The sequence below is a fragment of the Cruoricaptor ignavus genome (assembly GCF_900141665.1).
GTDB lineage: Bacteria > Bacteroidota > Bacteroidia > Flavobacteriales > Weeksellaceae > Cruoricaptor > Cruoricaptor ignavus.
On the sequence record NZ_FQYI01000008.1, the window covers coordinates 1 to 25,617 of the forward strand.

A 25,617-nucleotide genomic window follows, 5' to 3' on the forward strand; every position below is an offset into this window, starting at 1 on the left:
GGAAATAGTTGATTTTCAATCATTTGCATTTTTGAGATTAGTAGACAATTCATTACGGCTCAGAAGGTTACAGGTTTGAATCCTGTCGAGCTCACGAAAAATGCAGATTTCCACTGGAAATTTGCATTTTTGCATTTATAAAACCTGATGATTGAGATTTTCAATTAGCCTAAAATATTAGGAAAACCTAACGATCTGATTTTAAGCAACTTGCAAAGTCAACCACCATTCATCACCTATCAATTATTGAAAAAAATGAATCCATTTATAGAAGAACTGAAATGGCGCGGACTTTTCCACGATGCGATGCCAGGAACCGAAGAGCAGCTGAATAAGGAAATGACGACCGGCTACATCGGTTTCGATCCTACGGCTGATTCCCTGCACATCGGCAGCCTTATCCCGATAAAAATCCTGGCGCATTTTCAGCAGCACGGCCACAAACCGATAGCTTTGGTGGGCGGTGCAACGGGAATGATTGGCGATCCTTCCGGAAAATCTTCCGAGCGGAATTTGCTGGACGAAGCCACGCTGAAACATTATGTGGACTGCATTGAGAAGCAGCTTTCGCGGTTTTTGGACTTTAGCGGAAACTCTGAAAACAGCGCTGAACTGGTGAACAATTATGACTGGATGAAAGATGTTTCCTTCCTGGATTTTGCGCGGGATGTCGGGAAAAACATCACCGTAAATTATATGATGGCGAAGGATAGCGTGAAGAAGCGGTTTTCCGGTGAAGGCGGTGCAGAAGGAATGAGTTTTACGGAATTCACATATCAACTGCTTCAGGGCTACGATTTCCTTCATCTTTTTCAGGAAAAAAATGTGAAATTGCAAATGGGTGGTTCCGATCAGTGGGGAAACATTACCACTGGAACTGAACTCATCCGCCGGAAAACTCAGGGCGAAGCCTTTGCGCTGACGGTTCCGCTCATCACCAAATCGGACGGAACGAAATTCGGAAAATCTGAAAGCGGCGAAAATTATTGGCTTGATAAGAAGAAAACTTCGCCCTACAAATTCTACCAATTCTGGCTGAATGCAACGGATGAAGATGCGGAAAGATTCGTAAAATTCTATACTTTCTTGCCCAAGGAAGAAATTGAAAATCTGATAGTTACGCACAAAGAAGCGCCGCACGAAAGAAAACTGCAGCGCAAACTTGCGGAAGAAGTAACGCTGTGGGTACACGGCGAAGAAGAGCTAGCAAAGGCGGTGAAGGCTTCGGATATTCTCTTTGGAAAGTCTACAGCGGAAGATTTGGTAAGTCTGGACGAAGAATTATTCCTGGAAATTTTCGACGGCGTTCCACAAAAGGAAATTGCGAAAAACTCAATAATCGGCGAAAATATTGCGGATTTATTAAGTTCAACTTCTGGCTTTCTGAAATCAAAAAGCGAAGCGCAGAGAGAACTGAAAGGCAATTCTATTTCCGTAAACAAACAGAAAATCACCGCTGATTTCACCGCGAAAGAAAGCGATTTGATTGACGGAAAATTCCTGCTGCTGCAGAAAGGGAAGAAAAATTATTTCATTGTAAAAGCAATCTAATGGACTTGAAATATTTGGTTCGTGAGCCTGAAAACATCACGGAACATACACCGATAATCTTTCTGCTTCACGGCTACGGAAGCAATGAGCAGGATTTATTTTCGTTCACGCCGGAACTTCCGAAAGACTGGATTGTCGTGAGTTTTCGTGCGCCAAGAAATACGCCGTACGAAGGTTTTTGCTGGTACGACATTGATTTCAGCAGTGCGGAACGCTTTATCGATGTTGAACAGGCGGAAGAATCTTTATCGGCAATCTTGGAAAAAATCACCGAGATTAAAAAGTTTTACGGTATCGAAAATGCACCAACGCATATTGCAGGATTTTCGCAGGGCGGAATTTTGTCTTATACATTATCCTTAAAAAATCCGGAATTTTTTGCGAAAGTCATATTGTTGAGCTGCTATCCAGAAATGCGAATTTTGCAAAATATTGAAAAAGACAAAAAGAAGTTTCAGCACCTGAGATTTTTCGTTTCTCACGGAACTGAAGACGCCGTAATTCCGCTAGAATGGGCGAGAAAAGGCGCAGATTTACTTTACGATTTGGGCTGCTTCTTCACTTTTCGGGAGTATATGGCTGGCCACGGAATCAATCAGAAAAACTTCATCGATTTGATGCAGTTTTTGAACGATTAATATTCGAGCAGCAGGCTTATCCACTCTTCTTTTTGATGTTTCTCATTGAAAGTCAATGCGTTAGCCGAGCAGACTTCCAATATATCAGCCTCATCGAAATAGCAGATTCCGGACAGCAAAAGTTGTCCGCCGGAATTTAGAACCCTGGTGTAAACCGGAATGTCCGAGATTAAAATATTGCGGTTGATATTCGCCAAAATGATGTCGAATTTTTCCGTGCCCAAATTTTCAGCGGTGCCCTGCTGTATCTCAATTTCCGCCCGATTTCTCGCTGCGTTTTCCCGGGAATTCTCCACAGACCATTCATCAATATCGATGGCAAGCACCTTTTCGGCGCCCTGCTGCTTTGCGAAAATCGCAAGCACGGATGTTCCGCAACCCATATCCAGAACCGTTTTCCCAGCAAAATCCATTTGCAGCATTTGGCGAAGCATCAGGTAAGTTGTGGGATGATGGCCAGTGCCAAAAGACATTTTTGGCTGGATTACAATTTCGTGCATTTCAGGCTGTGGCTCGTGAAATTCCGCACGAATCAAAACTTTATCTTCCACCACAATTGGCTCGAAATTTTTTTCCCACTCTTCATTCCAGTTGATGTCTGGCATTACCTGACAACCATACGAAATTTCAATCGAATAATTTTGAAAGATATTCAATGAATCCAACGATTTTTTAACAAATTCTTTTTTAGGAATATAAGCTAAAATCGCATCACCATCTTCTGCAAAACTGTCGAAACCAACTTCTGCCAATTTTGCAATCAGAATTTCATCCCACGGATTTTTCGGCGAAACTTCGAAGCGGAATTCTAAATACTGCATCTGCCCAGTTCAATTTATACAAAAAAGAAAGTCCCGAACTTTTGGTGTGGGACTTTCATAAATTCAATTAAAATGCTTCGATAATTTTTGAAAAATCTTCCGATTTCAACGCTGCACCGCCGATCAAACCGCCATCAATATCCGGCTGAGAGAAAATTTCCTTCGCATTATCCGGCTTCACAGAGCCACCGTACAAAATCGAAATTTCATCGGCAACTTCACTGCCATATTTTTCCGCAATCAGATTTCGGATGTGCGAATGAATTTCCTGCGCTTGTTCCGGCGTTGCAGTTTCACCAGTTCCTATCGCCCACACAGGTTCGTAGGCAATTACCACTTTTTTGATTTCGTCGGCCGAAAGATTGAAAAGCGCTTCCTCGGTCTGCTTTTTCACAACCTCCAAATGCTGCCCAGCCTTTCTCTGCTCCAAAGTCTCACCGTTGCAATAAATCGGCGTAAGGCCTTTATCCAAAGCCATTTTAACTTTTCTGCTGCAATTTTCGTCCGTTTCTCCGTGGTACTGTCTGCGTTCAGAATGCCCGATAATCGCACCTTCAGCACCCACCGATTTTACCATATCTGCAGAGATTTCTCCTGTGAAGGCGCCGCTTTCGTGCGCACTAATATCCTGCGTGAAAACTTTCACGGAAGAATCCTTCGCTAAATCCACAGCCATTGCTGTAAAAAGTGAAGGCGGCGCAATATAAACTTCGCAATTTGAAGGCTTATTTTTTAAATATTCCGTAATTTCATTAATCAGCGATTCTGCGCCGGAAAAATCCTTGTTCATTTTCCAGTTTCCAGCTACAATTTTCTTTCTCATATTTGTAAGTGTTTGATTATCAGATTATTCGTACTTCCAAAGATTTTTCAGAAGCTTGTAAAAACGGTGCTCATCATTTGAAACGGAATCATCGGCCTTAATCAAAGTTTTGGCAAACTGAACGAATTTTTTGCGCTCATCTTCGGTAGAATCCTCGTAAAAGCAACGGGCGTGAAATTCGAAATGGTCTTTCCAATCCTCAGGATGCAGCGTGGCAATTATCTCCAGCTCATTGTCCAGATTCATCCTGAAAGGAAACTCTTCCGCCAGGTATTCCTGAATCATCATCCCTTCTTCTGGCGCAAATTCGCCATCAACCGACGAAAGGATCATCAGCAAATGATAGCCGGCAATCGATTTGTTTGATTTTTGCATAATCAGTTTTTAATGTAGTCTTTCGCAGAGCGCTTCTCCACGATTTTTTCGTTCTGTAAAATTAGCACAAAAGGATTACTCCGCGCAATAGTTTTTATCGCCGAGCCATCCATCGTTGCATTTTCCACGCCAGGAATTAAATTCCGCACCGTAGAAACCGGCAGTTTCATCGCGTTTTCTTCACGCAAAATTTTGCTCCAGGTTCTGTTAATCAGCAGGTTATCGGCATTTCTCGGATTGTAGCAGAAAAGAACGACGGCTTTTGGTGCATTCAAAATCCTGTCCGTAATTTCTTCACTCGAAGAATCTAAAATGACGAATTTTGAAATTTCTGACTGATATCCTGCGGATTTCGTAATATTCACTGTCTCAAAAATTTCCCACTGAGAATCTTCTGCCCACAAAGATTTATCACCTAAATATTCCTCTTGATTCCTCTCGATTACCTCTCCGGATTTTTTATTTTTTAGTTTGAAAAGCGTTTCGCACTCCATACTTTCCAGCGCAATTTTCTCCTTCTCTTCCTTCAGATCTGTCCCGATTTTATAATCACGAAAATCAATCAGCGGTTCGTGCTGGATACCGAAATAAACGGCAACCGCAGCAATTGCCACGCTTCCTAAAAATGCAGGCATTGCGAAATTCAGCGGTTTTTCTTCATCGAAATTTTTACGGTAATTCAACCATAAAATAATCAAGGCGGCGAGAAGGATAATATCCTTGATGAAGCTTTGCCAAGGTGTAAATTTTATCGCATCGCCAAAACATCCACAATCTGTAACTTTATCAAAAAATGCGGAATAAAATGTGAGAAATGCAAAGAAAACGCACAATGCTATTAAAAGCCACAGTGTAGATTTTATTTTAATCATAAAAATTAAAGCCACGCCTAAAAGCATTTCTGCCGTGGAAATCAGCACCGAAAAGATGAGTGAAAACGGCATCAGGAGAGGGAGATTGAAAACACCTGGCGCAAAATATTCTTCCATTTTGAAAGAAAATCCCACAGGATCTACCACTTTGACAAATCCTGAGGCCACGAAAACCAAACCGACAATGATGCGAAGCACTTTTATCATTTATGCAAAATTTGGTTTAAATTTTTGCGATTCTTCATCCAACCGAATCAGGCAGAAAACCGCATAGTTCAGCATATCAAAAAAATTGGCATCCAGACCTTCCGACACTATAGTTTTCCCAGAATTATCTTCTATCTGCTTGGTTCTCAATACTTTCTGATAAATCAAATCAGTGATGGATGAGATTCTCATTTCACGCCAGGCTTCTCCGTAATCGTGGTTTTTCCGCTCCATCAGTTCGGCCGCTTCTTTGGTAAATTTATCGTAAAGCGCCAGAATTTCTTCCCTGCTGAAATCCAGGTTTTCCGCCACCCCAATTTCCAGCTGAATCAGGGCAATCACTGAATAATTGACGATGGCGATGAAGTTATCTTCCTGAGAATCACCGACCTTCGAAATTCCAGTCTCCTGAAAATTCCGCAAACTTTTCACCTTGATATAAACCTGATCGGTAACCGATGGCAGCCGCAAAACACGCCAAGCAGCACCATAATCCTGAAGTTTTTTGCTGAACAAATCTCTGCACCGCGAAATAATCTGATCGAACTGAAGCCTTGTATTGAGCATCGTTTTTGTTGATTTTTCAAAAATAAGGAATTTTGGCGCAATGTTTATTTTTGCGAAATGCACACATTTCTGAACACGCCAGATTCTCATTTTTCGCTGAACTGCAGCGGAAATTTGCTAAATCTTTCCACGCCGAAAATTATGGGCATCCTAAACATTACACCGGATTCTTTTTCGGACGGCGGAAAATTCAACACAGAAAAATTTGCGCTGAAACACGCTGAGCAAATGATTTCAGAAGGTGCGGACATCATTGACATCGGAGCGCAAAGCACAAGGCCGAACGCTGAAAAACTTTCAGCGAAGGACGAAATGAAAAGGCTCGGCAGAATTATTTCGCAAATTAAAAATGAGTTCCCAAAAATTCCCATGTCCATAGATTCGTTTTATTCTGAAACCGTGAAGTTTGCATTTCAGCAAGGTGCAGAGATTATTAACGATATTTCAGGCGGACAGTTTGACGAACAAATGTTTGAAACGGCGGCAGAAACAAAGATGCCCTACATCCTGATGCACATCAATCCTTCCTACGAATCGATGCACGAAAAGATTGATTATCAGAACATTACCACTGCTGTTAACAAATATTTTTCCGAAAAAACGGAAGAACTTTTGGCATTGGGCGTAAAGGATATTATTTTAGATCCGGGCTTTGGTTTTGGGAAAACAGTGGAAAATCAGCACGAACTTTTGGACAATACGGATAAAATCGGGTTTGGGAAATTCCCTGTTTTAATCGGCATTTCCAGAAAATCATTCATCTACAAACCGCTCGGAAAATCGCCTTTGGACATCAATGATGAAACCCAGCAACTTCACCGAAAAGTCTTAAAACTCGGCGCAAAAATCCTTCGCGTTCACGATGTGAAGGAAGCGAGGAAATTGTTTATTTAAAGACTCAACAGTTTTTTAAAATTTTGAATTTCTAACTATCTAAAACCGTAACTCTAAAAGAAAAGCGTATTTTTACGCAAAAGTTATCTAATGGCAGAGCAGTTTAATCCGCGGGATATCACCTGGCTGGCGTTCAATGAGCGGGTGATGCAGGAGGCGATGGACCCTACGGTACCGCTCCCGATGCGCATCCGCTTTCTGGGAATTTTCTCCAACAACCTTGATGAATTCTTCCGCGTGCGAGTCGCCGGCCTTAAACGCGCCCTGGAAATAAAGGACAAACACTGGGCGGAATCCTTTTTCGATGCGCCCTCTAAAATACTCGAAGGCATTACCGACATAGCCATCGCCCAGCAGAAAAATTTCAGCACTACCTGGGAGCAAATCCAGCAGGAAATGGCGGAGCAGGGCGTCTTCATCCGCACACCAAAGCAGCTGACGCCGGAGCAGAAAGTTTTCGTAAAAAAATATTTCGACGAAAGCGTGGAAAGCAATGTGGTGCCGATTCTCCTCAGCGAAAACAAGCCGATGCCCTATATGCGGGACAAATCCCTATACCTCGGCGTGGCGATGCGCAAGAAAGAGTGGCTATACGAGAGCAGCTTCGCCATTATCGAGGTTCCCTCCCGCTTCAACGGGCGCTTCGTGCTTTTGCCTACCGACAACGGGGAAAAGCATGTAATGCTGCTGGAGGATGTCATCACCTTTATGCTGCCGGAAATCTTCGGATTTTTTGGCTTTGATGATTTTGAAGCGCACGCTTTCAAAGTGACCAAGGATGCGGAGTTTGACCTGGATAATGATATTAAAACCAACCTAGCCGAGAAGATAGAAAAGGGGATAAAAAACCGCCGCCGCGGCAAGCCTACGCGATTCGTTTTCGATAAGGATATGGACAAGGCGCTGCTGGAATTCCTGATAAGGAAATTGAACTTAACCAAAAAGGACAGCATCATCCCGGGAGGAAAAATCCACAACTTCCGTCACTTTATGGACTTCCCCGAGGTATTCCCCAAAGAACCGGCAAATGAGGCGCGCCGCCCCTTCCTCCACCCCAAATTCCCGAACGACCACCGCATAACGGAGGTGATCCTGAAGGAAGATGTGCTCCTCTCCTTCCCGTACCACGACTATCGCCCAGTGATAGACCTGCTGCGGGAATCCGCGATGGATCCGGATGTAAAGTCCATTCAGATCACGGCGTACCGCTTAGCTTCTAACTCTAAGATTATCAATGCCTTAATTAACGCCGCTAGGAACGGCAAGGATGTGACCGTAATGCTGGAGTTGCGCGCGAGATTTGACGAGGAAAGCAACCTGATGTGGAAGGAAATTCTTGAGCCTGAGGGCATTAAGGTTTTAACGGGCATCCCGAATAAGAAGGTGCACGCCAAGCTCTGCATCATCAAAAAAAGGCAGAATAACAAGACCATACAGTATGGCTTCATCAGCACCGGAAACTTTAATGAGAAAACTGCGCGCATCTATGGCGACCACCTGCTGATGACCAGCGACAGGCGCATTATGGCAGACATCAACAAGGTATTTGATGCGCTGCGGCACCCGAAGGAAGATCCGGAAAAATACCTGCAGGGCTGCAAAAATCTGCTGGTTTGTCCCCGTTTTATGAGGGAGAGCATTTATGAATACATCGACCGGGAGATTGCCGAGGCGAAAGCCGGCAGGAAGGCGCATATCATCGTAAAGGTAAACTCCCTGAGCGACAAGTACTGCATCCGCAAGCTGTACGAGGCAGCACGCGCCGGGGTGCAGGTACAGATGGTAGTACGCGGCATCTATTGCGCTGTAAATCAGAAAGATTTTAAATCTAAAATCCAGTCCATCAGTATCGTGGATGAATATCTGGAGCACGCAAGGATCATGTATTTCTACAACCGCGGGAATGAGGATGTCTACATCTCCTCTGCCGACTGGATGACGCGCAACTTGGATCACCGCATAGAGGCTGCGGTAAAAATTAACCAGAAAAATCTTAAAAAGGAACTGATAGACATCCTGCAAATTCAGCTAAAAGACAATGTAAAAGCGCGGATACTGGACAATAACCTGAAAAACGGATATGTGAAGCGTAAAGAGGGAGAACCTGAAGTGCGCTCGCAGATTGAAACCTATAACTACCTGAAATCCAAACTGAATGATGAGGCTGGCAGCAATTGATATCGGCAGTAATGCGGCAAGGCTACTGATCAACGAGGTGAAACAATCGCCGGATTCCGCCCCGGAATTCATTAAACTGAACCTCCTCAGGATACCGCTGCGGCTAGGAATGGATGTTTTTAAATACGGCAATATAGGCGAGGAACGGGAGCAGATGGTGCTGGACACAATGAAGGTCTTCTCTGATTTGATGAAGATTTACAAGGTGGAGAACTACCGCGCCTGCGCCACCTCAGCGATGCGGGATGCTGCGAACGGAGAGGAAATCCGCAGAAAAGTGCTGGAGAGCTCGGGCATTAACATAGAAATAATTTCCGGGGACGAGGAGGCGGGGCTCATTTTTGAAAACCAGATTGCCGAAGCGATGGATACGCAAAATGCCTATCTTTACATCGATGTGGGCGGGGGCTCCACAGAGCTTACCTTCTTCGAAAACAATACGATGAGGTACAAACGCTCGTTTAATATCGGGACGATACGCCTGCTGAACGGGCTGGTGACGGATGATATGTGGAAGGAAATGAAGGAGGAAATCCGCAAGAATATCAACAGCAAAAAACCTGTGGTGGCAATAGGCTCGGGAGGGAATATCAACAAAATCTTCAGTATGAGCAAAACGAAGGAAGGCAAACCTATGGCACTCTCTACGCTGAAGAATTTTTACCGGGAAATCTCTCCGCTGACTGTGGAGGAGCGTATGAGCAAATACAACTTCCGCGAAGATCGGGCGGATGTGATTGTACCGGCGCTGAAGATCTTCGTGAGCGTGATGCAGTGGGCGGACATTAACAAAATCTTTGTACCGAAGATCTCCGTGGCGGACGGCATCATCCATAGCCTGCACCGCCTGGCTGCCGGTACTGTTCAGGAAAATTAAAGCCAGAACTCGTCGGGATACGCATCATCGTGCGGGTGATGCTGCTGCGCGAGCTGCCTTCCTATCCCCTCCAGCTGCTCCTCACTCAGGGACTCCTCGTACTCGGGGAAGAGTTTGCGTTCCTCGAAACGGATGTGCTGCTGAAGGCTCTTCGCAAATGTCTCCAGCAAATCATAATCTGCGGAGGCTGAGATTTTGCTAATGAGCTCGCGGATTTCCGCATGCTCAGCGTCCATCATATTTTTCATTTCGGAATTTTGAATTTCTGGCAGCAGATCATCTTCCAGTTTAAAATGTTCCTCCAGATGCTCTTTCCAGAAATACATGACATATGCCCGTATGCGGTCGCTCTCCACATTTTTACGGATTCCTTGCCGGATTTTCCAGACGCAGAGCAGGCCGTAGTGGTGGTCTCTGGAAAAAGGGATCAGGTTCTCGTTTCGCTTCATTTATTCAGAAAAAAAATTAAATCGTAAGAATTTTCTGCAAAAAAACTGCGGCAGAATTTTATCTGCCGCTTCTTTATCATTAAAATTATTTCAGTGAAAGGATATACTGCACCATCTTGGTAGCATTCTCTTTGCTAAGCCCGGCGTGAGGCGTCATCGGAATATCGCCCCAGTGCCCCTGGCCGCCTTCTATGATCTTCTGTGCCAGCATTTCCGTATCCGCCTCGGTATATTTTTTCGCAATATCCTGATAAGATGGGCCTACCAGTTTCGCATCCACCTTGTGGCAGGAAAGGCAGTCTGAGCCCTTTACCAGCGCCTCGCCTTCCGCCTCGGGGGTGCCGGCACCTTCTGATGCCATTTCTCCATTTTGTGCCGTTTCCGGTTTTGGCTCCTCCAGCATTACATTGGATTCCGTAGGCTGGGTTTCTTTCTTCGAGCAGCTCACTGCAGTCATAGCCGCGAGGGCTGCCATCATCACAAGTTTTTTCATTTTATCTGGTTTTAAGTTGGTTTTTTATTTCTTTTACGAGTTTTTCTTCGCTATCTTTATCCAGGCCCTCCTGCTGATAGGCTAGCCTCCCATCTTTCGCATACACGGTGATTATGTTGCTGTGCGAAAACTCCATCGGGCTTATTTCCTTGTACTTTACCGCCATTATATTGGCCAGCTCCCGCGTATCCGCCTCGCTCCCGCGCAGGAATGTCCAGTTGCTGTCTGCAAGGCCGTAGGTCTCCAGGTGTTTCTGCATCGCCTCTGGGGCATCATTTTTTGGATCAATGGAGATGAGCACGAACTGAAGCCTCTCCGGATCCTTTACCCCCACTTTCTGCCAAAGCGCCTTCATCTCTGCCGTGAGGCGCGGGCAAGCCGTGGTACAGGAGGTGTAGATCATCGATACTACCAGCACCTTGCCCCGAAAGTCTGCCAGGCGAATTTTCTCCCCATTCTGCGTTTCCCATTTTGAGCTTACCTGGTACAGAGAATCCGCGGGGATGCCGTGGTCCTTGCGCTGGCAGGTTATCAAAGTTAAGGATAAAATTAAGTATTTTAAAAATTTCATATCAGTTTTCGTTCAAATCCTTCGCACACCGAAACCCCAGATTATTAAGGCAATAGTCTGCCCGGAGGCTTCCGCGGAGCGCAAACCGCATAAATGCAGCATAGTTTTCCAGATCGGAGGAGGTGACGGCCGCCCCTGCGCAGAAGAGAGATTCGTTCGGCACCTTATCGTCACGGCTTTCTCCGCTCACCATCACGGAATTAAAATCCTCCGTCCATTCCCAGACCAAGCCGTACATATCATAAAGCCCATAAAAATTCGGTCTGCCGGATTTTACAGGCTTGCCGGGCTCCATCTTCTGGGCATAGGTACTCAGGATATATCTTGTAAATTCCGGATCCTTGGAGGCATCCTTCCGGTTTGCATCCGCAATCGCTGCAAATTCCCATTCATCTATGGTCGGGAGCCTCTTGCCAACACTTTTGGCGTAGGCATTTGCCGCGTACCAGGACACATTGGTCACCGGTGCGTTCTTATCTTTGTCCTTTGGCAGTTCAAAATCTCCCTGCCAAGATTTGAGGTAAGTGGAATCTGCGTAAATTCTCAAAACTTTGCTCCTCGCCCACTGCGGATTTTTTTTTACAAATTCTAGAAACTCAGCATTTGTCACAGGGCTTTCGTCCATCTGGAAGCCTTTTACCTGAATTGTATTTGCTGAATCTTTGCCAAAGAAACCCTTATAGCTGCCCGCCTCCACCACTTTCATAGGCTTGTCGGAATGCGCGGGCTGCAGCTCCCGCCGCTCGGGCAGTGGATTTCCGGATTTATCACTGCAACCCTGGAGCAGCAGGGCGAAAAACACCAGCAGAAAATTTCTCATTTTTCCTTATCAATACCCGGAACTTTTTTTATCACCCGCAGCATTGAATATTTTCGGATTCTCCGGTCCGGTGACTTTTATTTTACCCAAAGCCCCCTTGTTGAATGCGCGGAACAAGGCGTGATCTACAATCACATACTCACCGGGAACATCAGCTTTAAACTCCACAATGGCCGCGCCACCTGCTGGGATCATCGTGTTGCCGACATTATGGTTGATGAGGTCGCCGCCTTCCACATATACTTTGTCGAAAATTTCACCGATGACGTGGAATGCCGAGCTGAGATTCGGGCCGCCGTTCCCCACGAATAGCCTTACTGTCTCCCCTGTTTTTACCTGGAGCTCATTCTTACCTACCAGCGCGCCGGTGCTCCCGTTGAACACCACATATTCAGGTTTCTCGTCGAGAGCCTTGGCCATATCGAACTCCTGGAGCCCTTTCTCGCCGTACTTTCCTTTGGTATAAAAATCTCCCTGCACGATGCAGAATTCCTTATCCACTTTGGGCAAGCCTCCCTTCGGCTCTACCAGCACAAGCCCGTACATCCCGTTGGCTACATGCATCCCTACCGGCGCCGTAGCGCAGTGGTAGATGTACAGCCCGGGGTTCATCGCCTTGAAGGTGAAAGATTTCTCGGTTCCGGGTGCCACGAAAGTCGCCTGGGCGCCGCCACCTGGGCCGTTTACAGCGTGCAGGTCTATATTGTGCGGCAGGGTGCTGTTTTCATTATTTTTAAGGTGAAGCTCCACCTCATCCCCTTCTCGGAAGCGCAGGAAACTTCCGGGCACCGTGCCGTCGAAAGTCCAGAAAGTGTACTGGGTACCGTCAGCAAGTTCGCCTACTTTTTCTATAGTCTCCATACGCACTACCACCTTTCTCGCAGGTCTGTCGCCCACTGGCTCTGGCAGAAATGGGGGTGCCACTCTTTTATGAGTAATCGCCTCGCCTTCCACTTTTATGTCTTCTGGAGCGGAGGCAGACCTATTGCTGCTATTTTCCTTGCAAGAGTAAGTACCGAAGAGGGCTGCCATTGCTGCACTCAAAATAAATGATTTCTTCATTATGTTAAATTTTCAATTTCAAAAATGTAGTCTGCAAATCTGCATCTTCCACAAACCTGGCGAGCGGCACTCCATCCATCATCGCGATGATCTGCTGCCGTATCGGTTTAAAATCCCGATGCATAGGGCAGGGATTTTTATCCGAACAATGCGGCAGGCCGAGCAGGCATTGCGCAAAGAGACTTTCTCCGTCTATCACCCGCACCACATCTCCCAGTGACTTTCGGGTATTTTCTTCTGTCATAAAGAATCCGCCGCGCGGTCCCTTAGCAGAGCTGATGATACCCTCCCTCCCGAGATTCTGCAGAATCTTGGCTGCAAAGAATTCGGATGCGCCCGTGCCGGAAGCAATTTCTGCAGTGCTGTAGCGCCTGCCTTCCGCGGATCTCTGTGCTAAAAATATCACGGCGCGCAGCGCATACTCACAAGTTTTGGATAATATGCTCATTGCTTTCTTCAACAAAGTTAAGGAAGTTTTTTAAATAAAACACCAAAAAGTATTTTATTTAAAATGAGTATAAAAAAACTCAGCGCTTTTGCTGAGCCTTTGGATTTTATTATCTTATTCAGACTTCGCCAGTCTCGATGACATCGGTAATTTCCGGAGCGTGCTGCTTTATCATATTTTCTACCCCAAGCTTTATGGTTGAAAAGCTCATCGGGCAGCCGTTGCAGTTCCCAATCAGCCGCACGAAAACTTTGGTTCCTTCCACGCGGACGAGTTCTATATCGCCTCCGTCTTTATTTAAAAAAGGTCTTGCGTTTTCCAGGGCATTCATCACGCGCCCGGTAAGGGTTTCAGTATTCATTTTTTGCAATTATTTTTTGGGGGAGCAGCCCGCCATATTGGTAATTTTCACAGCTTCTGTAGGTGGCAGATTTTTATTCCTTTCTACGAGGCTTTCCACCATCTTCCTTGCTGTGTTTTTATAAACTTCTGCAATTTTACTATTCTCTTGCAGGGCAGCCGGCCTTCCGAAGTCGCCTGCTTCGCGTATGCTTTGGATAAGCGGTATCTCGCCCAGTACCGGGATGCCGAGATCATTTGCCAAATACTGTGCGCCGCCGCGGCCGAAGATATAATATTTGTTCTCTGGCAATTCCTCAGGTGAGAAGTAAGCCATATTTTCTATAAGGCCAAGCACGGGGATATTGATGCTTTCCATTGTAAACATCGCTATACCCCTGCGCACATCCGCAAGGGCTACATGCTGCGGCGTACTTACTATTACTGCGCCGGTTACCGGCACCTCCTGAATTATGGAAAGGTGGATATCGCCAGTGCCCGGGGGCAGGTCGATGAGCAGGAAATCCAGCTCGCCCCAGTCGGCATCGCGGATCATTTGGTGCAGAGCCTTGCTTGCCATCGGGCCGCGCCATACCACCGCCTGGTTTGCTCCCGAAAAGTACCCGATGGAAAGCATTTTTACGCCGTAGTTTTCTATTGGCTGCATCAGTTTGCGGCCGTTCACCTCTACAGAGAGAGGCCTGCCGCCCTCGGTATCTAGCATAGTTGGGATAGATGGCCCGTAGATGTCGGCATCGAGAAGCCCGACTTTGAAGCCCATCTGGGCCAGCGTTACTGCAAGATTAGCCGCCACCGTAGATTTCCCTACGCCGCCTTTGCCGGAAGCGATGGCAATAATGTTCTGTATCCCGGGAATTTGCTTTCCTTTGATTTGATTCTGCTGGACTTCCGTAGGCTCCGGGGAGATGATTTTAAGCTTCAGCACCACATCTTCCCCAAACTCGCTGGCGAAGGCTTGTTTCATCGCGACTTCCAGCTTCTTCTTCTCGTGCATCGCGGGGGAGTGCGCCGTCATGTCGATGTAAACATCATCGCCCATTACCTGGAGGTTATTTACCAGGTCATCGACCTCTATTTCTTTTAAGAATTCCTGTACTCTGGACTTTGTAAGCATTGTAATTTTTAACTGTTACAAATTTAAGTAATATTATGCAGTTTTTAAGTATGGGCTGCGCATCAGCTTATGCCACCTCTTCGGCGAGCTCGCCTTCCCATTTGGAGACTGCGGTAGTGGCCAGGGCATTGCCGAGGACATTCGTCATACTCCTGCCCATATCGCAGAAATGGTCGATCGGGAGAATCAAAGCAATCCCCTCCGGTGGGATTCCGAACATGGAGCAGGTAGCCACGATGATAACGAGGCTGGCGCGCGGCACCCCTGCGATGCCTTTGGAAGTGAGCATCAGCACGAGGAGCATCACTATCTGCTGGCCAATGCTCATCTCGATACCGTATATCTGCGCGATGAATATGGAGGCGAAAGTCATATACATCATACTCCCGTCCAGGTTAAAGGAATAGCCCAGTGGCAGAATGAAAGAGACTATCTGTTTGTTGCAGCCGAATTTCTCCAGCTCCTCCACCAGCTTTGGGAATACTGCCTCCGAGCTGGTGGTGGAAAATGCGATCAGCAGCGGCTCCTTGATGTGGCGCAGAAGCGAGAACAGCCTATTTCCTAAGATGATATACCCCGCAAGCATCAGTACCAGCCAAAGCACCAGCAGCCCAAAGAAGAAATCCCTTAGATAAACGGCGTAAACGGTAAATATCTCAAAGCCCTTAGTAGCGACTATTGCCGCAACAGAGCCAAACACGCCCATCGGTGCCAGCCACATAATGTAGCCTACCATTTTCAGGATGGCTTGCGCACATATGTCAAGAAATTCTACTACTGGCTTAGAATAATGCTGGCCGAGGCTGGCGAGCGCGATGCCGAACATTACGGAAAATACTACAATTTGGAGAACTTCGTTCACAGCTAATGCCTCGAAAACACTCTTCGGCACTACATGGTTTACAAAATCCTCCAGGCTGAAAGATTTGGTATGAGAAATGAGCTCACCTGCACCAGATGTATCCTCGATACTAAGATTCATCACCTTTCCCGGCTCCATCCAGTTGACAAGTATAAGCCCGATAAAAAGCGACACCACCGATGCCGTAATGAACCAAAGCATTGCCTTGCCGCCTACCCTGCCGATCATGCTCATATCGCTCATCCGCGCTATGCCCACCACCAGCGTAGTAAAAACCAGCGGTGCAATAATCATCTGTACCGCGCGTATGAATATTACGCCGAGCAGCTTAATATTTTTCGAGAAACTGTCGGCAGTTTCAGGCTGATAAAAATGGACTACCGCGCCCAGGGCCACACCAAGAACTAAAGCAATAATGATAGCCCAAAAGAGTTTGTTCTGAGATTTCATAAATAATAATTCGATACAAAATAAGGAATTTTCATCGAGTTTTGCTAAAAAAAATCCTCCTGCCGCTGCAGAAGGAGATTCATTAAGAAAATTTTGAATTTTTAAGCTTTCAGATAGCGCGCATATGCGTAGCCTTCTTCGCCGTTGGAAGTTTTCACTCTCCACCAGTCGTCAGAGGTTTGCTCAACCAGCGTTACCAGCGATCCTTTAGCGGCTTTTGCCACCACATCGGCTTCTGTAGAAGGCTCCCTGCGGATATTCAGACCAGTTTCCTCGGTAGCCACGGTAAGGTTGGTGCCGGAAGCCAGGCCGGAAACCTGCACATCCAGGTTGATATCGTTGGCAGTGTATGTAGGATCTATGGCGCCCAAAGCGTTCCACACGGAATCCTTCGCCGTGCTGTTCGCCGCGTTTCCGGAAACATATAGGATGCCGTCCTGCTCTTGTACCTGTAGGCCGGTGATGCCTGCAGTCTTAGCCGCAGAAATCACGCTTGCGTATTTATCCTGTAGTGCGCTCATTATTTTACTTCGTAATTATAGTTAACTTTTCCCACCTTCAAGGCATCTACGGATTCCTTGATTTTTCTTGCCTGCTCAGGCGTGGCATTTCCTGTAAGGGTAAGCTCGTTGTTTACCACCTCCACTTTCACGCCTGGGTAGTCCTTCACTGCGTCCTGTACGCGCTGCTGAACTGCAGGGTCCACCGCAGAAGCAGTCTGAACAGGTTCTGCAACCGTCGTCATATCCATCACATCCTTGATACCCTTGATCCCCTTCAGCTGACTGATCGCCGCATCGCGCTCCTCAGCAGACGAGAAAGTACCCTGCAGGTGAGCCACACCATTCTGGTCTACAGTTACACTTGCATTAGGATTACCGGCTACCATCTCTGTCGCCTGGTTTTGCAGCGCCACGGTATCTACCTTTTTTTTCTTGCATGAAACTGCGCCGAAAGACATTGCCAATGCCAATGCAGAAACTACGAATGATTTTTTCATTTTGATAAATTTAATTTTCGTTTATGCTGTAAAAGTAGGAATAAATTCCAATTCTGCAAATATTGTGGAAAACTTTTTCAAATCTTGGCCACGGTACGGAAAGTCAGGCTGATCCTCGGTGCGTTAATTTTTTTCGAAATTGGTAAGGAATGCTGCCAGAATTTTTGCGTATCGCCCTTCATTAGTAGTAGGCTGCCGTTTTCCAAAACCTGCTCCGCTTTTTCCTTCGTGATTTTATGCCGAAATACAAACTTCCGCTCCGCACCGAAAGACAGCGCTGCAATGCCCGTGCTGTGCAGCATTTCCTTCTCATCATCGCTGTGCCAGCTCATTCCCTGGGAGCCGTCCTGGTAAAGATTCAGCAAGCAGGAATTGAATTTCGCACCGGAAATTTCTTCGGCAGCAGTTTTCAGTTCCCGCAATTTTTCCGGGAAGATTTCCGCGCGCCTTGTTTTCCCGGAATAGCGATATTCCATTTCCCAATCGGCAAACCACGCCACTTTTCTTTTGGTAAAAATCGTCTTGCCGAACATCAGCACCTCATCGCACCTCCACGGAATTTCCCTCAGCAGGTAATCCATCCAAAATTCGCATTCCTCCGAGGAAAATACTTTTCCGAAATAAACCGCATCGCCATCTTTTGGAAGAAGGTTTTTCAAGGGTAAATGATTAATAAGGTTGAGGTTAAGGCTTGTATTACTAAATTATTTTGTAATTTTGACTGGCTGGCATTAAGCTTGTTCTCAAAATTTCCAATACCCTGAGAAAGCGTCGCCAGTGAAGAAGAAGCAAAATCCTTAAGGAATATTGAAAAACTGTAACCCATTATGCTTTCTGCAATTTTTACTGTTTTGGGAATTATCCTTTTAGCCTACATTTTAGTTCTACTAATCGTATTCGCTTTTAATGTTGGTATTTCAGGTTTCTTCCTCGGTAGTTCTTTTATTATAAGAGGATTTGATGCTCTGCTTAGAAATTGGTGGGCGTGGCTTGTTCAAATACCTTTTGTGATGATTTATTTTGTTTTATATAATTCCGAAGGCATCAGATCTGCTCCCTATATTGCACTAATGCAGCTCTCCATATTTGCCCTCATTACAGCATTACAGAAAATTACAAGCCGTTAGCCCTCCTGATTGACATATTTCAGAAGAAGTATTACGCTAAAATCACAAAAAAAACTGCGCGGCTTGAAAAATTCACAAAGATTCTTCCTGCCTAAAGCTTTCGGCCGCCTGCTTTATGGTAGTACGCCAGCATTTTGTAATAGAGTTTCGCGGCAAGAAATGCCGTAGGCTTCGGCATTGCAGAATCCATCAGTTCCACAATGTCAAAGGCTACCACATTGCATTTCTCGAAAACTTTTCTCAGCAATTTCAGGACTGGGTACCACTGCAAGCCGCCTGGCTCTGGCGTTCCGGTAGATGGTGCAATGGCAGGATCGAAGGCATCCAAATCAATCGTGATGTACACATTTCCAGAAACACGTTCCAAAACCCTGTCAATCCAGTTGGCATCTTTTGCGATGTCGTGCGCCCAGAACATATTTTCCGGCTTCACGAACTGCATTTCCTCGATGTCGCAGGAACGGATGCCCACCTGCACCAAATTCAGCTTTTGCGATGCTTCGAAAACTGCGCAGGCGTGATTGCACGCCGAGCCGTGAAACTCCGGCCGCAAATCCGTATGGGCATCCAGCTGCAACACCGTAAGGTCAGGGTATTTCTCGCCAAAAGCCCTGATAGAGCCAATCGACACGGAATGCTCCCCGCCGAAAAGCGTGAACAGCTTGCCATCGTGCTGCATCAGCTCCTTGGTTTTTCGGTAAACGGCATCGGTCATCGCTTCTGGCGAAGAATTTTCGGCAACTTCCCCGGCAAACCAAACGCCTTCCAGGTAAGGCTCCGTGCCGGTTTCAATGTCGTACAGCTCCATATTTTCGGATGCATCTAGGAAAAGCTCCGGGCCTTTATCGGCGCCCTTTCCCCAGGTTGATGTGCCGTCGTAAGGCACGCTAAGCAGCATCACTTTTGAATTTTCCAGCGTGGCATTTTCTTCAGGAATTCCGGCGTAAGTCATCTTTTATGGGTTTAAGGTTTAAAAAGTTTAAGGTTCAATGTACAAAAGTTAGAAGATTTGGCAAAAATAAAAAAGATTATTCAGGTCTTCCTGCGGCAATAATGCGTGAGGGATAGTAGCGGAAAGCCCGCAATGAAGCGCAGCGAAATGAGGACTTGCAGCGGATAGCCCGACCGGTCTTTTGCTGAATGGCGTTGGCAGCAAAAGACCGGGCACGCCCTAAGAGTTTAAAGTTTTTATGAGAAGTAATATATCACTTCTTCTTCGCCTTTATCCGCAGCATTCCCATCAGTGTGCCCTGCCACCAAACGCCGTCTTCGGTGATGACGCCCACCATCTGAATCGGGTCTAAGCCCTGCCCGTCAATATCGCCCGGAATGCTTTGTGCGTGCAGGATTTCGCCGGTTGCTGCATCCACTGCCAGTGCCTGTAAAACTTTGCCGAGCTTGCCATCTTTTTCAGGTTTGCGCTCATAGAGATACACGATGCCATCGCCGCAAGCCAGGCGTGGAACAGTAGCTGAGTAGATGTCTTTTTTCCACTTCAGCTGAAGTCCGCTTGGCGTGATGTCCCAGCGTGCAAGTCCGGGTGCAAAGGGCGCATTTTCCGGAACGGATTTGCCCGCGCTTTCCGGATAGGCAGGGTACGGATAACCGTAGGTGGATTCGCCGATGACCATATTGCCCACGCCGATCATCGAGCATTCCGTACCGGAAGCACCAGGCTCAAAAATGCCGGTGGTGTGCAGGATTTCGCCGTCTTTGGTGCGATGGATGATGAGATTTTCCTGACGGTCGGCATTGTCGGTAAGCATCACGAAATCAGAACCGTTTGGCCCGAAGAAAGTCGGCGAAGCACCTGTCCCCCAGGACAACTGCCCTGGTTTGCGGTGAGAGCCACGGTCGTAAGCCTTGCGCCAAAGGATTTTCGGCGCGCCGTTTTCATCCACATTCAGCAGGTACATCGCGTGCGAAGTGGTAACGCCCACACCTTCCGGCGCCGTGGATATGGAATTATCAATCGTCTCTTCTTTGCTGCCAAGGTCAATTCCGTGCACCTTGCCGTTCTCATCCACCATTGCTACGCGGGCTTTTCCTGTGCCAATCCAAACTCTGCCTTTAAAATCGGGCATCAGGGAAGTTGCGGCATCGCCTTCCACCTGTTTCATAAATTCTGAAAGGTCGGTCTGCTCATCTATGAATAATTTTTTACCATCATTACTGTGAGCGATGCGCAGAAGCTGCGAATTGCCATCCACCAAAACCACGCGGTTTTTGTGATCCATATAGGCATAGGTGCCGCCAAGCAGCGAGCCCTGTGCCACGGAAATTTTGCTGAGGACTTGTCCAGTTTCCGGATCGAGTAGCAAGACTCTCGGCGGGAATTCACGGGTTGGCGAAGTATTCATCGTTAGGATGAAGCCATCGGTGCCTACCATCACGGTTGGGCAGGTGCCTTCGAGATTGAAAAACTGAATATCCCATTCCGTAGCGCCTGGGCCTTTCGCAGGCGTAGCATCGGAGGAGTGCCCGTCGGCGTGCATACTTGCGCTGCCAGCCGGAGCCAGATAGGGATTGGTTTGCGCGGTGTATTTTATCGGTGTAGTTTCCATATTTGAAGTTGAGCACGCCACATTGCAAAGGGCGCTGATTGCGATGATTGAAGGAAGAAGTTTTTTCATAAAGGTATTTTCTACAAAGGTAGGGAAGAAAATGTTTTTGAGATTTACTATTTAAAATGAACCTCTAAGAACACTGCGGAATTCTGCGTGAGGGATAGCAGCGGAAAGCCCGCAATGCAGCGCAGCGGAATGAGGACTTGCAGCGGATAGCCCGACGCAAACGAAGGGAGTGGTGCGCGCGAGCGAAGCGAGCGCCGAAACGACCGAAGTGCAGCGGCACGCCAAAAGTATAATTCAACCCGTTTTTTCTAAAATCACGATTTGCCGTACCTTTGCAGGAAAATTCTGACGATGCCGCTGAGAGCTGTGCTTTTCGATATGGATGGGGTGATTGTGGATACCGAGCCGCTGCACCGGAAGGCGTATTTCCGCACTTTTGATGACCTGAAGATTGAGGTTTCGGAAGAGTTCTACGCCACCTTCACCGGTGCTTCCACGAAGCGTGTGTGCAATGCGCTGATTGAGAAATTCGGGCTGCAGGAATCGCCGGAGGAAATCGCGGAAATTAAGCGGCGGTACTTCAAGCATTGTTTTGACCACGATGCGGATTTTGACCTTTTGCCAGGCGTGCGAAAGCTGATTGAGCATTATTTTGAGCACGGCATCAGGCTGGTGCTGGCTTCTTCGGCGAGTATGACGACGATTGACTGGGTGTTCGAACGCTTTGGGCTAGGCGACTTTTTCATCGGCAAAATTTCCGGTGCGGATTTACGGGAATCGAAGCCGCACCCAGAGATTTTCGAGAAGGCTGCGGAAATTGCCACCGAACCGAAGGAAAACTGCCTGGTTATCGAAGATTCTACGAATGGAATTCTGGCTGCCCACCGTGCCAGGATTTTCTGCGCGGCGTACAGAAGCCCGCACAGCAAGGGTCAGGATTATGCACTTGCCAACATCATTGTGGATGATTTCGCGGATTTGGAAGTTGGGAAGCTGGAAAGGTTTTTTGGGTGAAAATCCTGATACCTTTTACTTTAAAATATTTGCGTGAAGGATAATCAATATTTTATATCAGCTATTTTAGCAAAAATTTCTTTCCGAGAATTTTCTAACTTTTCGCCACCATATTCTTCATTATCAATGGAGAAGATTTTAATATCTGCAACACCCATAATCTTAAAAACCGTTTGAAGATAGGTAGTTTGAAAATTCATATGGGCATTATGTTCATTAGATGCATACCCATTATCACCACGGGCAGATAGCACAAATAATTTTTTATCTTCCAGTAAGCCAACATAATCACCGTCAGGTTCTCCAGAGCGAAACTTCCATGTTTCATTAATTCTCATTATTTGGTCGATATACGCTTTCAAAGAGCTTGGTATAGACCAATTATACATAGGAACGCCGATTACATAAATATCAGCGGATTTTATTTCATCAACTAATAAATTACTAAGCTCGAGCGGTTTTTGATTATCAATGGTTCTATCTTCCGGTTTGATGAATGCAGCCTTTATCCAATTATCATCAATATGAGGAATTGGCTGTAAACCTACATCTCTAAAAATAAACTCATCGTTTGGATTGTTCATTTTCCATATTTCCTGAAAAAAACCTGTCATAGCTCTGCTTTGAGAAGCATGGATTCTTGTGCTGGAATTTACAATTAAAATTTTTCGCATAGTTTTGATTTTTCTCTGCGAAATTATTCGAAAGTTTTTTTGAAAATATTGATTTAGTTCAATGGAAGTCTATTTTTTATTCTGCTAAGCATTTCCGGTGATATGTTAAGGTATGAAGCAATAAGGTATTGAGGGAATCGTTCTGATAACTTTGGATATTGTATAATAAATTCCAAATATCTTTTTTCGGCACAGAGTGTATTATTAGCAACAATTCTTCTCTGTAAAGTGCCTAGATAGCTTTCAAGAATTTTTCTAAAATACTTTTCAAGTTTTGGAATCTCCAATATCATTTTATCATAACTATTTTGAGAAATTTGAAGTAGTGTTGTATTTTCTATTGCTTGGATATTAAAGATTGATTTGGTATTTGTTGAAAAACTATGAATGTCTGATGCCCACCAATCTTCTACTCCAAGAAAGAGAATTTTTTCAGTACCCCGCCCGCTATCAATGTAAAACGCTTTTACGGCACCATTTAAAATATATGAATCGTATTTACAGGTTTCTCCGTTTCTTAAAATATATTCTCCGCGATTTATTTTTTTCTCACGCCAAAAATTTGATACCAATTCAATCTCTGTGTCATTTAAAATAACATGTTTCGAGATATTTTTCAGTAAAGGCTCAATATTCATCTTACTATAAATATTAAGAAAGGAATTCTTAATTGTAAAGTCCAACAAGAATTTTAATCACTACAGGGCTTAATTATACTTAATAGCCCAGCAGTTTCAGCACATCTTCCGGCTCCTGCTTTTCACGGAAGATTTCATAAATAAAGTTGCCGTCCTCATCCTTATCAATCAGGATGTGCCTTGGCTGCGGCATCAGGCAGTGGTGTACGCCGCCATAACCGCTGATGCTTTCCTGATAAGCTCCGGTGTTAAAAAAGCCGATGTACAAAGGCTTCGTGTCGCTGAAAACCGGCAGATAAATCGCATTGGTATGCTGCTCGGAATTATAATAATCGTCGGAATCGCAGGTTAATCCGCCCAGGAAAACGCGCTCATAAGTATCATCCCAGCGGTTTATCGGCAGCATTATGAAGTGGCGGGAAATTGCCCAGGTATCGGGCAAAGTCGTCATAAAAGACGAATCTATCATATTCCATTTTTCCCTGTCGTTCTGCTGTTTTTGGGAAATCACCTGGTAAAGATTCGCACCGCTTTCTCCCACCGTGAAACTTCCGAACTCGGTATAAATATTCGGCTCTTCCACGCCCTCCTCCTCGCAGAATTTTTTGATTTGGGAAACAATCTCATCCACCATATATTGATAATCGTAATCGAAATTCAGCGAGGTTTTTATCGGGAAACCGCCGCCAATATTCAGCGAATCCACTTCTGGCGCGATTTTCTTCAGCCTGGCATAAACCCTGAGGCATTTATAAAGCTCATTCCAGTAGTACGCCGTATCCTTGATGCCAGTGTTGATGAAGAAGTGCAGCATTTTCAGCCGTGCGTTCGGATGCTCCGCGATTTTCTGCGAATAATACGGGATGATGTCCTTGTACCCGATGCCCAGCCTGGATGTATAAAATTCGAACTTCGGCTCCTCCTCGGAAGCTATTCTGATGCCGATGTCAAAAGTATTATCGATGCTCTCCGTCAATCTGTCGAGTTCGCGGTAATTATCGATAATCGGGATAATGTTTTCGAAGCCGTCGTTTATCAGGTCAGAAATTTTATCGAGATAATCATCCGTCTTGAAACCGTTGCAGATTACCTCAATGCTTTTCCCGAATTTCCCTTTATTGTAAAGGGATTTCACGATGTCCATATCGTATGCCGACGAAGTTTCAATGCTGATTCTGTTCTTCAGCGCTTCCTCCAGCACGAAGCTGAAATGCGATGATTTCGTGCAGTAGCAATAGGTGTATTTCTTCTGATAATCGTGCTTTTCGAAGGCCTCTTTAAACCAGGTTTTAGCCCGGTTGATATTCTGAGAAATTTTCGGTAAATAGCTGATTTTCAATGGAGTACCAAACTCCTCAATCACTTCCATCAATGGAATATCGTGGAAAAACAGGTTGTTCTCCTCGGTGTGAAATTCCTCCGTTGGGAAGTACAGCGTCTGGTCAATCAGTTCGGAATACTTTATCTTCATCGTAAAAATCGCGTGGTTTAAGTCTGCAAATTTGGTGAAAAAGTTTTATCCTGCGGCTTTTCTCTCAGCTTTTTGTCGAACATTGTACCCTCCAGTTTTTTATCCAGATATTCACGCTGTTCCTCAAAAGTCATATCCATCATTTCAAGGCTCATCTTGTCACGGATTTCCCTCAACAATTTCACCATACTTATCTTCTGTTTTTTTTCAATCGATTTATCCATAATGCAATAATTCTTTGGGTGAACGAATTTCTATCATTTTATAGCCCAGCTGATAATTGATACCATTGTAGCCACGGATTCTGTTCAAATTTACAATATGCTTGAAATTCCAGCTGACCAACGCATCTGCTCCGGAAATTGTGGCCATTGCAATATGCTCACAATCTGCCAAACTCGTTCTTCCAACAACATTAGCTTCCAAGTATTTCAATGCCAATGCTTTTACCTCTTGATTGACCCGTACCTTTTCGAAAAAATCATTCTCAAAATTGTCAAAGAAATTCCGCACTCTTTCAGGTGCAGGCTGAAGCTCTGATACCAACAAATCCGATACAATCAAAACGATTTCTCTTTGAAAAACCCTTTCGAAAAAAGCCTCGGTCGGAATTTTAAACTCCTCATCAAAATACCCGCCAACTACCGATGTATCTATGTAAATTCTCTGTTTTTGCATTGGCGGTAAA

General features: G+C 45.6%; 31 protein-coding genes. 7 read left to right on the forward strand and 24 right to left on the reverse strand.

Going from position 1 to position 25,617, the window contains the following annotated elements; all coding sequences use genetic code 11:
• Nucleotides 1-255: 255 nt before the first annotated feature.
• Nucleotides 256-1,551, forward strand: coding sequence for a tyrosine--tRNA ligase (tyrS, locus tag BUB43_RS08315; RefSeq protein ID WP_073180342.1), 1,296 nt, complete (start codon nt 256-258; stop codon nt 1,549-1,551).
• Nucleotides 1,551-2,189, forward strand: a complete 639-nt coding sequence (locus BUB43_RS08320; protein ID WP_073180114.1) for an alpha/beta hydrolase — start codon at nt 1,551-1,553, stop codon at nt 2,187-2,189. The genes tyrS and BUB43_RS08320 overlap by 1 nt, the downstream gene beginning before the upstream one ends.
• Here the strand turns inward: BUB43_RS08320 and prmA are convergent.
• The 5 genes from prmA to BUB43_RS08345 all read right to left on the reverse strand — a co-directional run bounded on the left by prmA (nt 2,186) and on the right by BUB43_RS08345 (nt 5,854).
• On the reverse strand, nt 2,186-3,010 hold the full coding sequence (prmA, locus tag BUB43_RS08325) for a 50S ribosomal protein L11 methyltransferase (RefSeq protein ID WP_073180116.1): 825 nt from the start codon (nt 3,008-3,010) through the stop codon (nt 2,186-2,188). The genes BUB43_RS08320 and prmA overlap by 4 nt on opposite strands.
• Before the next feature lie 67 nt (nt 3,011-3,077).
• Nucleotides 3,078-3,833 (reverse strand): triose-phosphate isomerase, encoded by a 756-nt coding sequence (gene tpiA / locus BUB43_RS08330; RefSeq protein ID WP_073180118.1) that lies wholly within the window; start codon nt 3,831-3,833, stop codon nt 3,078-3,080.
• 24 nt (nt 3,834-3,857) lie between these two features.
• Entirely contained in the window at nt 3,858-4,208 is a 351-nt protein-coding gene (locus tag BUB43_RS08335; protein WP_073180120.1) for a tellurite resistance TerB family protein, read from the reverse strand.
• 2 nt (nt 4,209-4,210) lie between these two features.
• Nucleotides 4,211-5,287 (reverse strand): BT_3928 family protein, encoded by a 1,077-nt coding sequence (locus BUB43_RS08340; protein ID WP_073180122.1) that lies wholly within the window; start codon nt 5,285-5,287, stop codon nt 4,211-4,213.
• Nucleotides 5,288-5,854, reverse strand: coding sequence for a DUF1599 domain-containing protein (locus BUB43_RS08345; protein WP_073180344.1), 567 nt, complete (start codon nt 5,852-5,854; stop codon nt 5,288-5,290). It lies immediately after the preceding gene.
• Between the two features lie 57 nt (nt 5,855-5,911).
• Between BUB43_RS08345 and folP the strand changes: the two genes are divergently transcribed.
• From folP to BUB43_RS08360, 3 genes are all read left to right on the forward strand, one after another.
• Complete coding sequence (gene folP / locus BUB43_RS08350; protein WP_073180123.1) at nt 5,912-6,748, forward strand: dihydropteroate synthase; 837 nt, start codon at nt 5,912-5,914, stop codon at nt 6,746-6,748.
• Nucleotides 6,749-6,838: 90 nt separating this feature from the next.
• A complete protein-coding gene (gene ppk1, locus BUB43_RS08355) occupies nt 6,839-8,926 on the forward strand; it encodes a polyphosphate kinase 1 (RefSeq protein WP_073180125.1) in 2,088 nt (695 codons plus the stop codon).
• Nucleotides 8,907-9,803 (forward strand): Ppx/GppA phosphatase family protein, encoded by an 897-nt coding sequence (locus tag BUB43_RS08360; RefSeq protein ID WP_073180127.1) that lies wholly within the window; start codon nt 8,907-8,909, stop codon nt 9,801-9,803. The genes ppk1 and BUB43_RS08360 overlap by 20 nt, the downstream gene beginning before the upstream one ends.
• Here the strand turns inward: BUB43_RS08360 and BUB43_RS08365 are convergent.
• The 12 genes from BUB43_RS08365 to BUB43_RS08420 form a co-directional block, all read right to left on the reverse strand.
• Nucleotides 9,800-10,252 carry a hemerythrin domain-containing protein gene (locus BUB43_RS08365; RefSeq protein ID WP_073180128.1) on the reverse strand — a complete coding sequence of 151 codons (453 nt, stop codon included), beginning with the start codon at nt 10,250-10,252 and terminating at the stop codon, nt 9,800-9,802. The two genes, BUB43_RS08360 and BUB43_RS08365, sit on opposite strands and share 4 nt — an antisense overlap.
• A gap of 85 nt (nt 10,253-10,337) precedes the next feature.
• Nucleotides 10,338-10,745, reverse strand: coding sequence for a c-type cytochrome (locus BUB43_RS08370; protein WP_073180130.1), 408 nt, complete (start codon nt 10,743-10,745; stop codon nt 10,338-10,340).
• A 1-nt stretch (nt 10,746) separates the two neighbouring features.
• Nucleotides 10,747-11,280: an SCO family protein gene (locus BUB43_RS08375; protein WP_260200698.1), complete on the reverse strand. Its 534-nt coding sequence runs from the start codon at nt 11,278-11,280 to the stop codon at nt 10,747-10,749.
• A gap of 37 nt (nt 11,281-11,317) precedes the next feature.
• Nucleotides 11,318-12,136, reverse strand: a complete 819-nt coding sequence (locus BUB43_RS08380) for a formylglycine-generating enzyme family protein (RefSeq protein WP_073180134.1) — start codon at nt 12,134-12,136, stop codon at nt 11,318-11,320.
• A 9-nt stretch (nt 12,137-12,145) separates the two neighbouring features.
• Complete coding sequence (nirK, locus tag BUB43_RS08385) at nt 12,146-13,198, reverse strand: copper-containing nitrite reductase (protein WP_073180136.1); 1,053 nt, start codon at nt 13,196-13,198, stop codon at nt 12,146-12,148.
• A 4-nt stretch (nt 13,199-13,202) separates the two neighbouring features.
• Complete coding sequence (locus BUB43_RS08390) at nt 13,203-13,646, reverse strand: RrF2 family transcriptional regulator (RefSeq protein ID WP_083541238.1); 444 nt, start codon at nt 13,644-13,646, stop codon at nt 13,203-13,205.
• 118 nt (nt 13,647-13,764) lie between these two features.
• On the reverse strand, nt 13,765-14,007 hold the full coding sequence (locus BUB43_RS08395) for a NifU family protein (protein WP_073180138.1): 243 nt from the start codon (nt 14,005-14,007) through the stop codon (nt 13,765-13,767).
• Between the two features lie 9 nt (nt 14,008-14,016).
• Nucleotides 14,017-15,120, reverse strand: a complete 1,104-nt coding sequence (locus BUB43_RS08400) for an Mrp/NBP35 family ATP-binding protein (protein WP_073180140.1) — start codon at nt 15,118-15,120, stop codon at nt 14,017-14,019.
• Nucleotides 15,121-15,187: 67 nt separating this feature from the next.
• On the reverse strand, nt 15,188-16,432 hold the full coding sequence (locus tag BUB43_RS08405; protein WP_073180142.1) for a dicarboxylate/amino acid:cation symporter: 1,245 nt from the start codon (nt 16,430-16,432) through the stop codon (nt 15,188-15,190).
• Nucleotides 16,433-16,533: 101 nt separating this feature from the next.
• On the reverse strand, nt 16,534-16,953 hold the full coding sequence (locus tag BUB43_RS08410; protein WP_073180144.1) for an SH3 domain-containing protein: 420 nt from the start codon (nt 16,951-16,953) through the stop codon (nt 16,534-16,536).
• Nucleotides 16,953-17,432 (reverse strand): BON domain-containing protein, encoded by a 480-nt coding sequence (locus tag BUB43_RS08415; RefSeq protein ID WP_073180146.1) that lies wholly within the window; start codon nt 17,430-17,432, stop codon nt 16,953-16,955. Before BUB43_RS08415 ends, BUB43_RS08410 begins: the two co-directional genes overlap by 1 nt.
• Nucleotides 17,433-17,509: 77 nt before the next feature.
• Nucleotides 17,510-18,091 carry an alpha-ketoglutarate-dependent dioxygenase AlkB family protein gene (locus BUB43_RS08420; protein ID WP_260200701.1) on the reverse strand — a complete coding sequence of 194 codons (582 nt, stop codon included), beginning with the start codon at nt 18,089-18,091 and terminating at the stop codon, nt 17,510-17,512.
• Nucleotides 18,092-18,259: 168 nt separating this feature from the next.
• On the opposite strand from BUB43_RS08420, the gene BUB43_RS08425 reads away from it, so the two are divergent.
• The gene (locus BUB43_RS08425) at nt 18,260-18,559 is read left to right on the forward strand and encodes a hypothetical protein (RefSeq protein WP_073180150.1); all 300 of its coding nucleotides are present in this window, start codon (nt 18,260-18,262) and stop codon (nt 18,557-18,559) included.
• Between the two features lie 91 nt (nt 18,560-18,650).
• Here BUB43_RS08425 and speB read toward each other — a convergent pair whose 3' ends face one another.
• Entirely contained in the window at nt 18,651-19,511 is an 861-nt protein-coding gene (speB, locus tag BUB43_RS08430) for an agmatinase (protein WP_073180152.1), read from the reverse strand.
• 253 nt (nt 19,512-19,764) lie between these two features.
• Nucleotides 19,765-21,192 carry a hypothetical protein gene (locus BUB43_RS08435; RefSeq protein ID WP_221404001.1) on the reverse strand — a complete coding sequence of 476 codons (1,428 nt, stop codon included), beginning with the start codon at nt 21,190-21,192 and terminating at the stop codon, nt 19,765-19,767.
• A 291-nt stretch (nt 21,193-21,483) separates the two neighbouring features.
• Between BUB43_RS08435 and BUB43_RS08440 the strand changes: the two genes are divergently transcribed.
• A complete protein-coding gene (locus tag BUB43_RS08440) occupies nt 21,484-22,146 on the forward strand; it encodes an HAD family hydrolase (RefSeq protein WP_073180154.1) in 663 nt (220 codons plus the stop codon).
• Nucleotides 22,147-22,190: 44 nt separating this feature from the next.
• On the opposite strand, the gene BUB43_RS08445 is transcribed toward BUB43_RS08440, so the two are convergent.
• The 5 genes from BUB43_RS08445 to BUB43_RS08465 form a co-directional block, all read right to left on the reverse strand.
• The gene (locus tag BUB43_RS08445; protein ID WP_073180156.1) at nt 22,191-22,820 is read right to left on the reverse strand and encodes an FMN-dependent NADH-azoreductase; all 630 of its coding nucleotides are present in this window, start codon (nt 22,818-22,820) and stop codon (nt 22,191-22,193) included.
• A gap of 53 nt (nt 22,821-22,873) precedes the next feature.
• Entirely contained in the window at nt 22,874-23,458 is a 585-nt protein-coding gene (locus BUB43_RS08450) for a Crp/Fnr family transcriptional regulator (RefSeq protein ID WP_073180157.1), read from the reverse strand.
• A gap of 79 nt (nt 23,459-23,537) precedes the next feature.
• Nucleotides 23,538-24,929, reverse strand: coding sequence for a type III PLP-dependent enzyme domain-containing protein (locus BUB43_RS08455; protein ID WP_073180159.1), 1,392 nt, complete (start codon nt 24,927-24,929; stop codon nt 23,538-23,540).
• A gap of 17 nt (nt 24,930-24,946) precedes the next feature.
• Nucleotides 24,947-25,153 carry a hypothetical protein gene (locus BUB43_RS08460; protein WP_073180160.1) on the reverse strand — a complete coding sequence of 69 codons (207 nt, stop codon included), beginning with the start codon at nt 25,151-25,153 and terminating at the stop codon, nt 24,947-24,949.
• Nucleotides 25,146-25,607, reverse strand: coding sequence for a PIN domain-containing protein (locus BUB43_RS08465; protein ID WP_073180161.1), 462 nt, complete (start codon nt 25,605-25,607; stop codon nt 25,146-25,148). The genes BUB43_RS08460 and BUB43_RS08465 overlap by 8 nt, the downstream gene beginning before the upstream one ends.
• Nucleotides 25,608-25,617: the final 10 nt, after the last annotated feature.

Coding starts and splice junctions, on each gene's coding strand:
- tyrS (WP_073180342.1), top strand. CDS start 256: ATGAATCCATTTATAGAAGAACTGAAATGGCGCGGACTTTTCCACGAT.
- BUB43_RS08320 (WP_073180114.1), top strand. CDS start 1,551: ATGGACTTGAAATATTTGGTTCGTGAGCCTGAAAACATCACGGAACAT.
- prmA (WP_073180116.1), bottom strand. CDS start 3,010: ATGCAGTATTTAGAATTCCGCTTCGAAGTTTCGCCGAAAAATCCGTGG.
- tpiA (WP_073180118.1), bottom strand. CDS start 3,833: ATGAGAAAGAAAATTGTAGCTGGAAACTGGAAAATGAACAAGGATTTT.
- BUB43_RS08335 (WP_073180120.1), bottom strand. CDS start 4,208: ATGCAAAAATCAAACAAATCGATTGCCGGCTATCATTTGCTGATGATC.
- BUB43_RS08340 (WP_073180122.1), bottom strand. CDS start 5,287: ATGATAAAAGTGCTTCGCATCATTGTCGGTTTGGTTTTCGTGGCCTCA.
- BUB43_RS08345 (WP_073180344.1), bottom strand. CDS start 5,854: ATGCTCAATACAAGGCTTCAGTTCGATCAGATTATTTCGCGGTGCAGA.
- folP (WP_073180123.1), top strand. CDS start 5,912: ATGCACACATTTCTGAACACGCCAGATTCTCATTTTTCGCTGAACTGC.
- ppk1 (WP_073180125.1), top strand. CDS start 6,839: ATGGCAGAGCAGTTTAATCCGCGGGATATCACCTGGCTGGCGTTCAAT.
- BUB43_RS08360 (WP_073180127.1), top strand. CDS start 8,907: ATGAGGCTGGCAGCAATTGATATCGGCAGTAATGCGGCAAGGCTACTG.
- BUB43_RS08365 (WP_073180128.1), bottom strand. CDS start 10,252: ATGAAGCGAAACGAGAACCTGATCCCTTTTTCCAGAGACCACCACTAC.
- BUB43_RS08370 (WP_073180130.1), bottom strand. CDS start 10,745: ATGAAAAAACTTGTGATGATGGCAGCCCTCGCGGCTATGACTGCAGTG.
- BUB43_RS08380 (WP_073180134.1), bottom strand. CDS start 12,136: ATGAGAAATTTTCTGCTGGTGTTTTTCGCCCTGCTGCTCCAGGGTTGC.
- nirK (WP_073180136.1), bottom strand. CDS start 13,198: ATGAAGAAATCATTTATTTTGAGTGCAGCAATGGCAGCCCTCTTCGGT.
- BUB43_RS08390 (WP_083541238.1), bottom strand. CDS start 13,646: ATGAGCATATTATCCAAAACTTGTGAGTATGCGCTGCGCGCCGTGATA.
- BUB43_RS08395 (WP_073180138.1), bottom strand. CDS start 14,007: ATGAATACTGAAACCCTTACCGGGCGCGTGATGAATGCCCTGGAAAAC.
- BUB43_RS08400 (WP_073180140.1), bottom strand. CDS start 15,120: ATGCTTACAAAGTCCAGAGTACAGGAATTCTTAAAAGAAATAGAGGTC.
- BUB43_RS08405 (WP_073180142.1), bottom strand. CDS start 16,432: ATGAAATCTCAGAACAAACTCTTTTGGGCTATCATTATTGCTTTAGTT.
- BUB43_RS08410 (WP_073180144.1), bottom strand. CDS start 16,953: ATGAGCGCACTACAGGATAAATACGCAAGCGTGATTTCTGCGGCTAAG.
- BUB43_RS08415 (WP_073180146.1), bottom strand. CDS start 17,432: ATGAAAAAATCATTCGTAGTTTCTGCATTGGCATTGGCAATGTCTTTC.
- BUB43_RS08425 (WP_073180150.1), top strand. CDS start 18,260: ATGCTTTCTGCAATTTTTACTGTTTTGGGAATTATCCTTTTAGCCTAC.
- speB (WP_073180152.1), bottom strand. CDS start 19,511: ATGACTTACGCCGGAATTCCTGAAGAAAATGCCACGCTGGAAAATTCA.
- BUB43_RS08435 (WP_221404001.1), bottom strand. CDS start 21,192: ATGAAAAAACTTCTTCCTTCAATCATCGCAATCAGCGCCCTTTGCAAT.
- BUB43_RS08440 (WP_073180154.1), top strand. CDS start 21,484: ATGCCGCTGAGAGCTGTGCTTTTCGATATGGATGGGGTGATTGTGGAT.
- BUB43_RS08445 (WP_073180156.1), bottom strand. CDS start 22,820: ATGCGAAAAATTTTAATTGTAAATTCCAGCACAAGAATCCATGCTTCT.
- BUB43_RS08450 (WP_073180157.1), bottom strand. CDS start 23,458: ATGAATATTGAGCCTTTACTGAAAAATATCTCGAAACATGTTATTTTA.
- BUB43_RS08455 (WP_073180159.1), bottom strand. CDS start 24,929: ATGAAGATAAAGTATTCCGAACTGATTGACCAGACGCTGTACTTCCCA.
- BUB43_RS08460 (WP_073180160.1), bottom strand. CDS start 25,153: ATGGATAAATCGATTGAAAAAAAACAGAAGATAAGTATGGTGAAATTG.
- BUB43_RS08465 (WP_073180161.1), bottom strand. CDS start 25,607: ATGCAAAAACAGAGAATTTACATAGATACATCGGTAGTTGGCGGGTAT.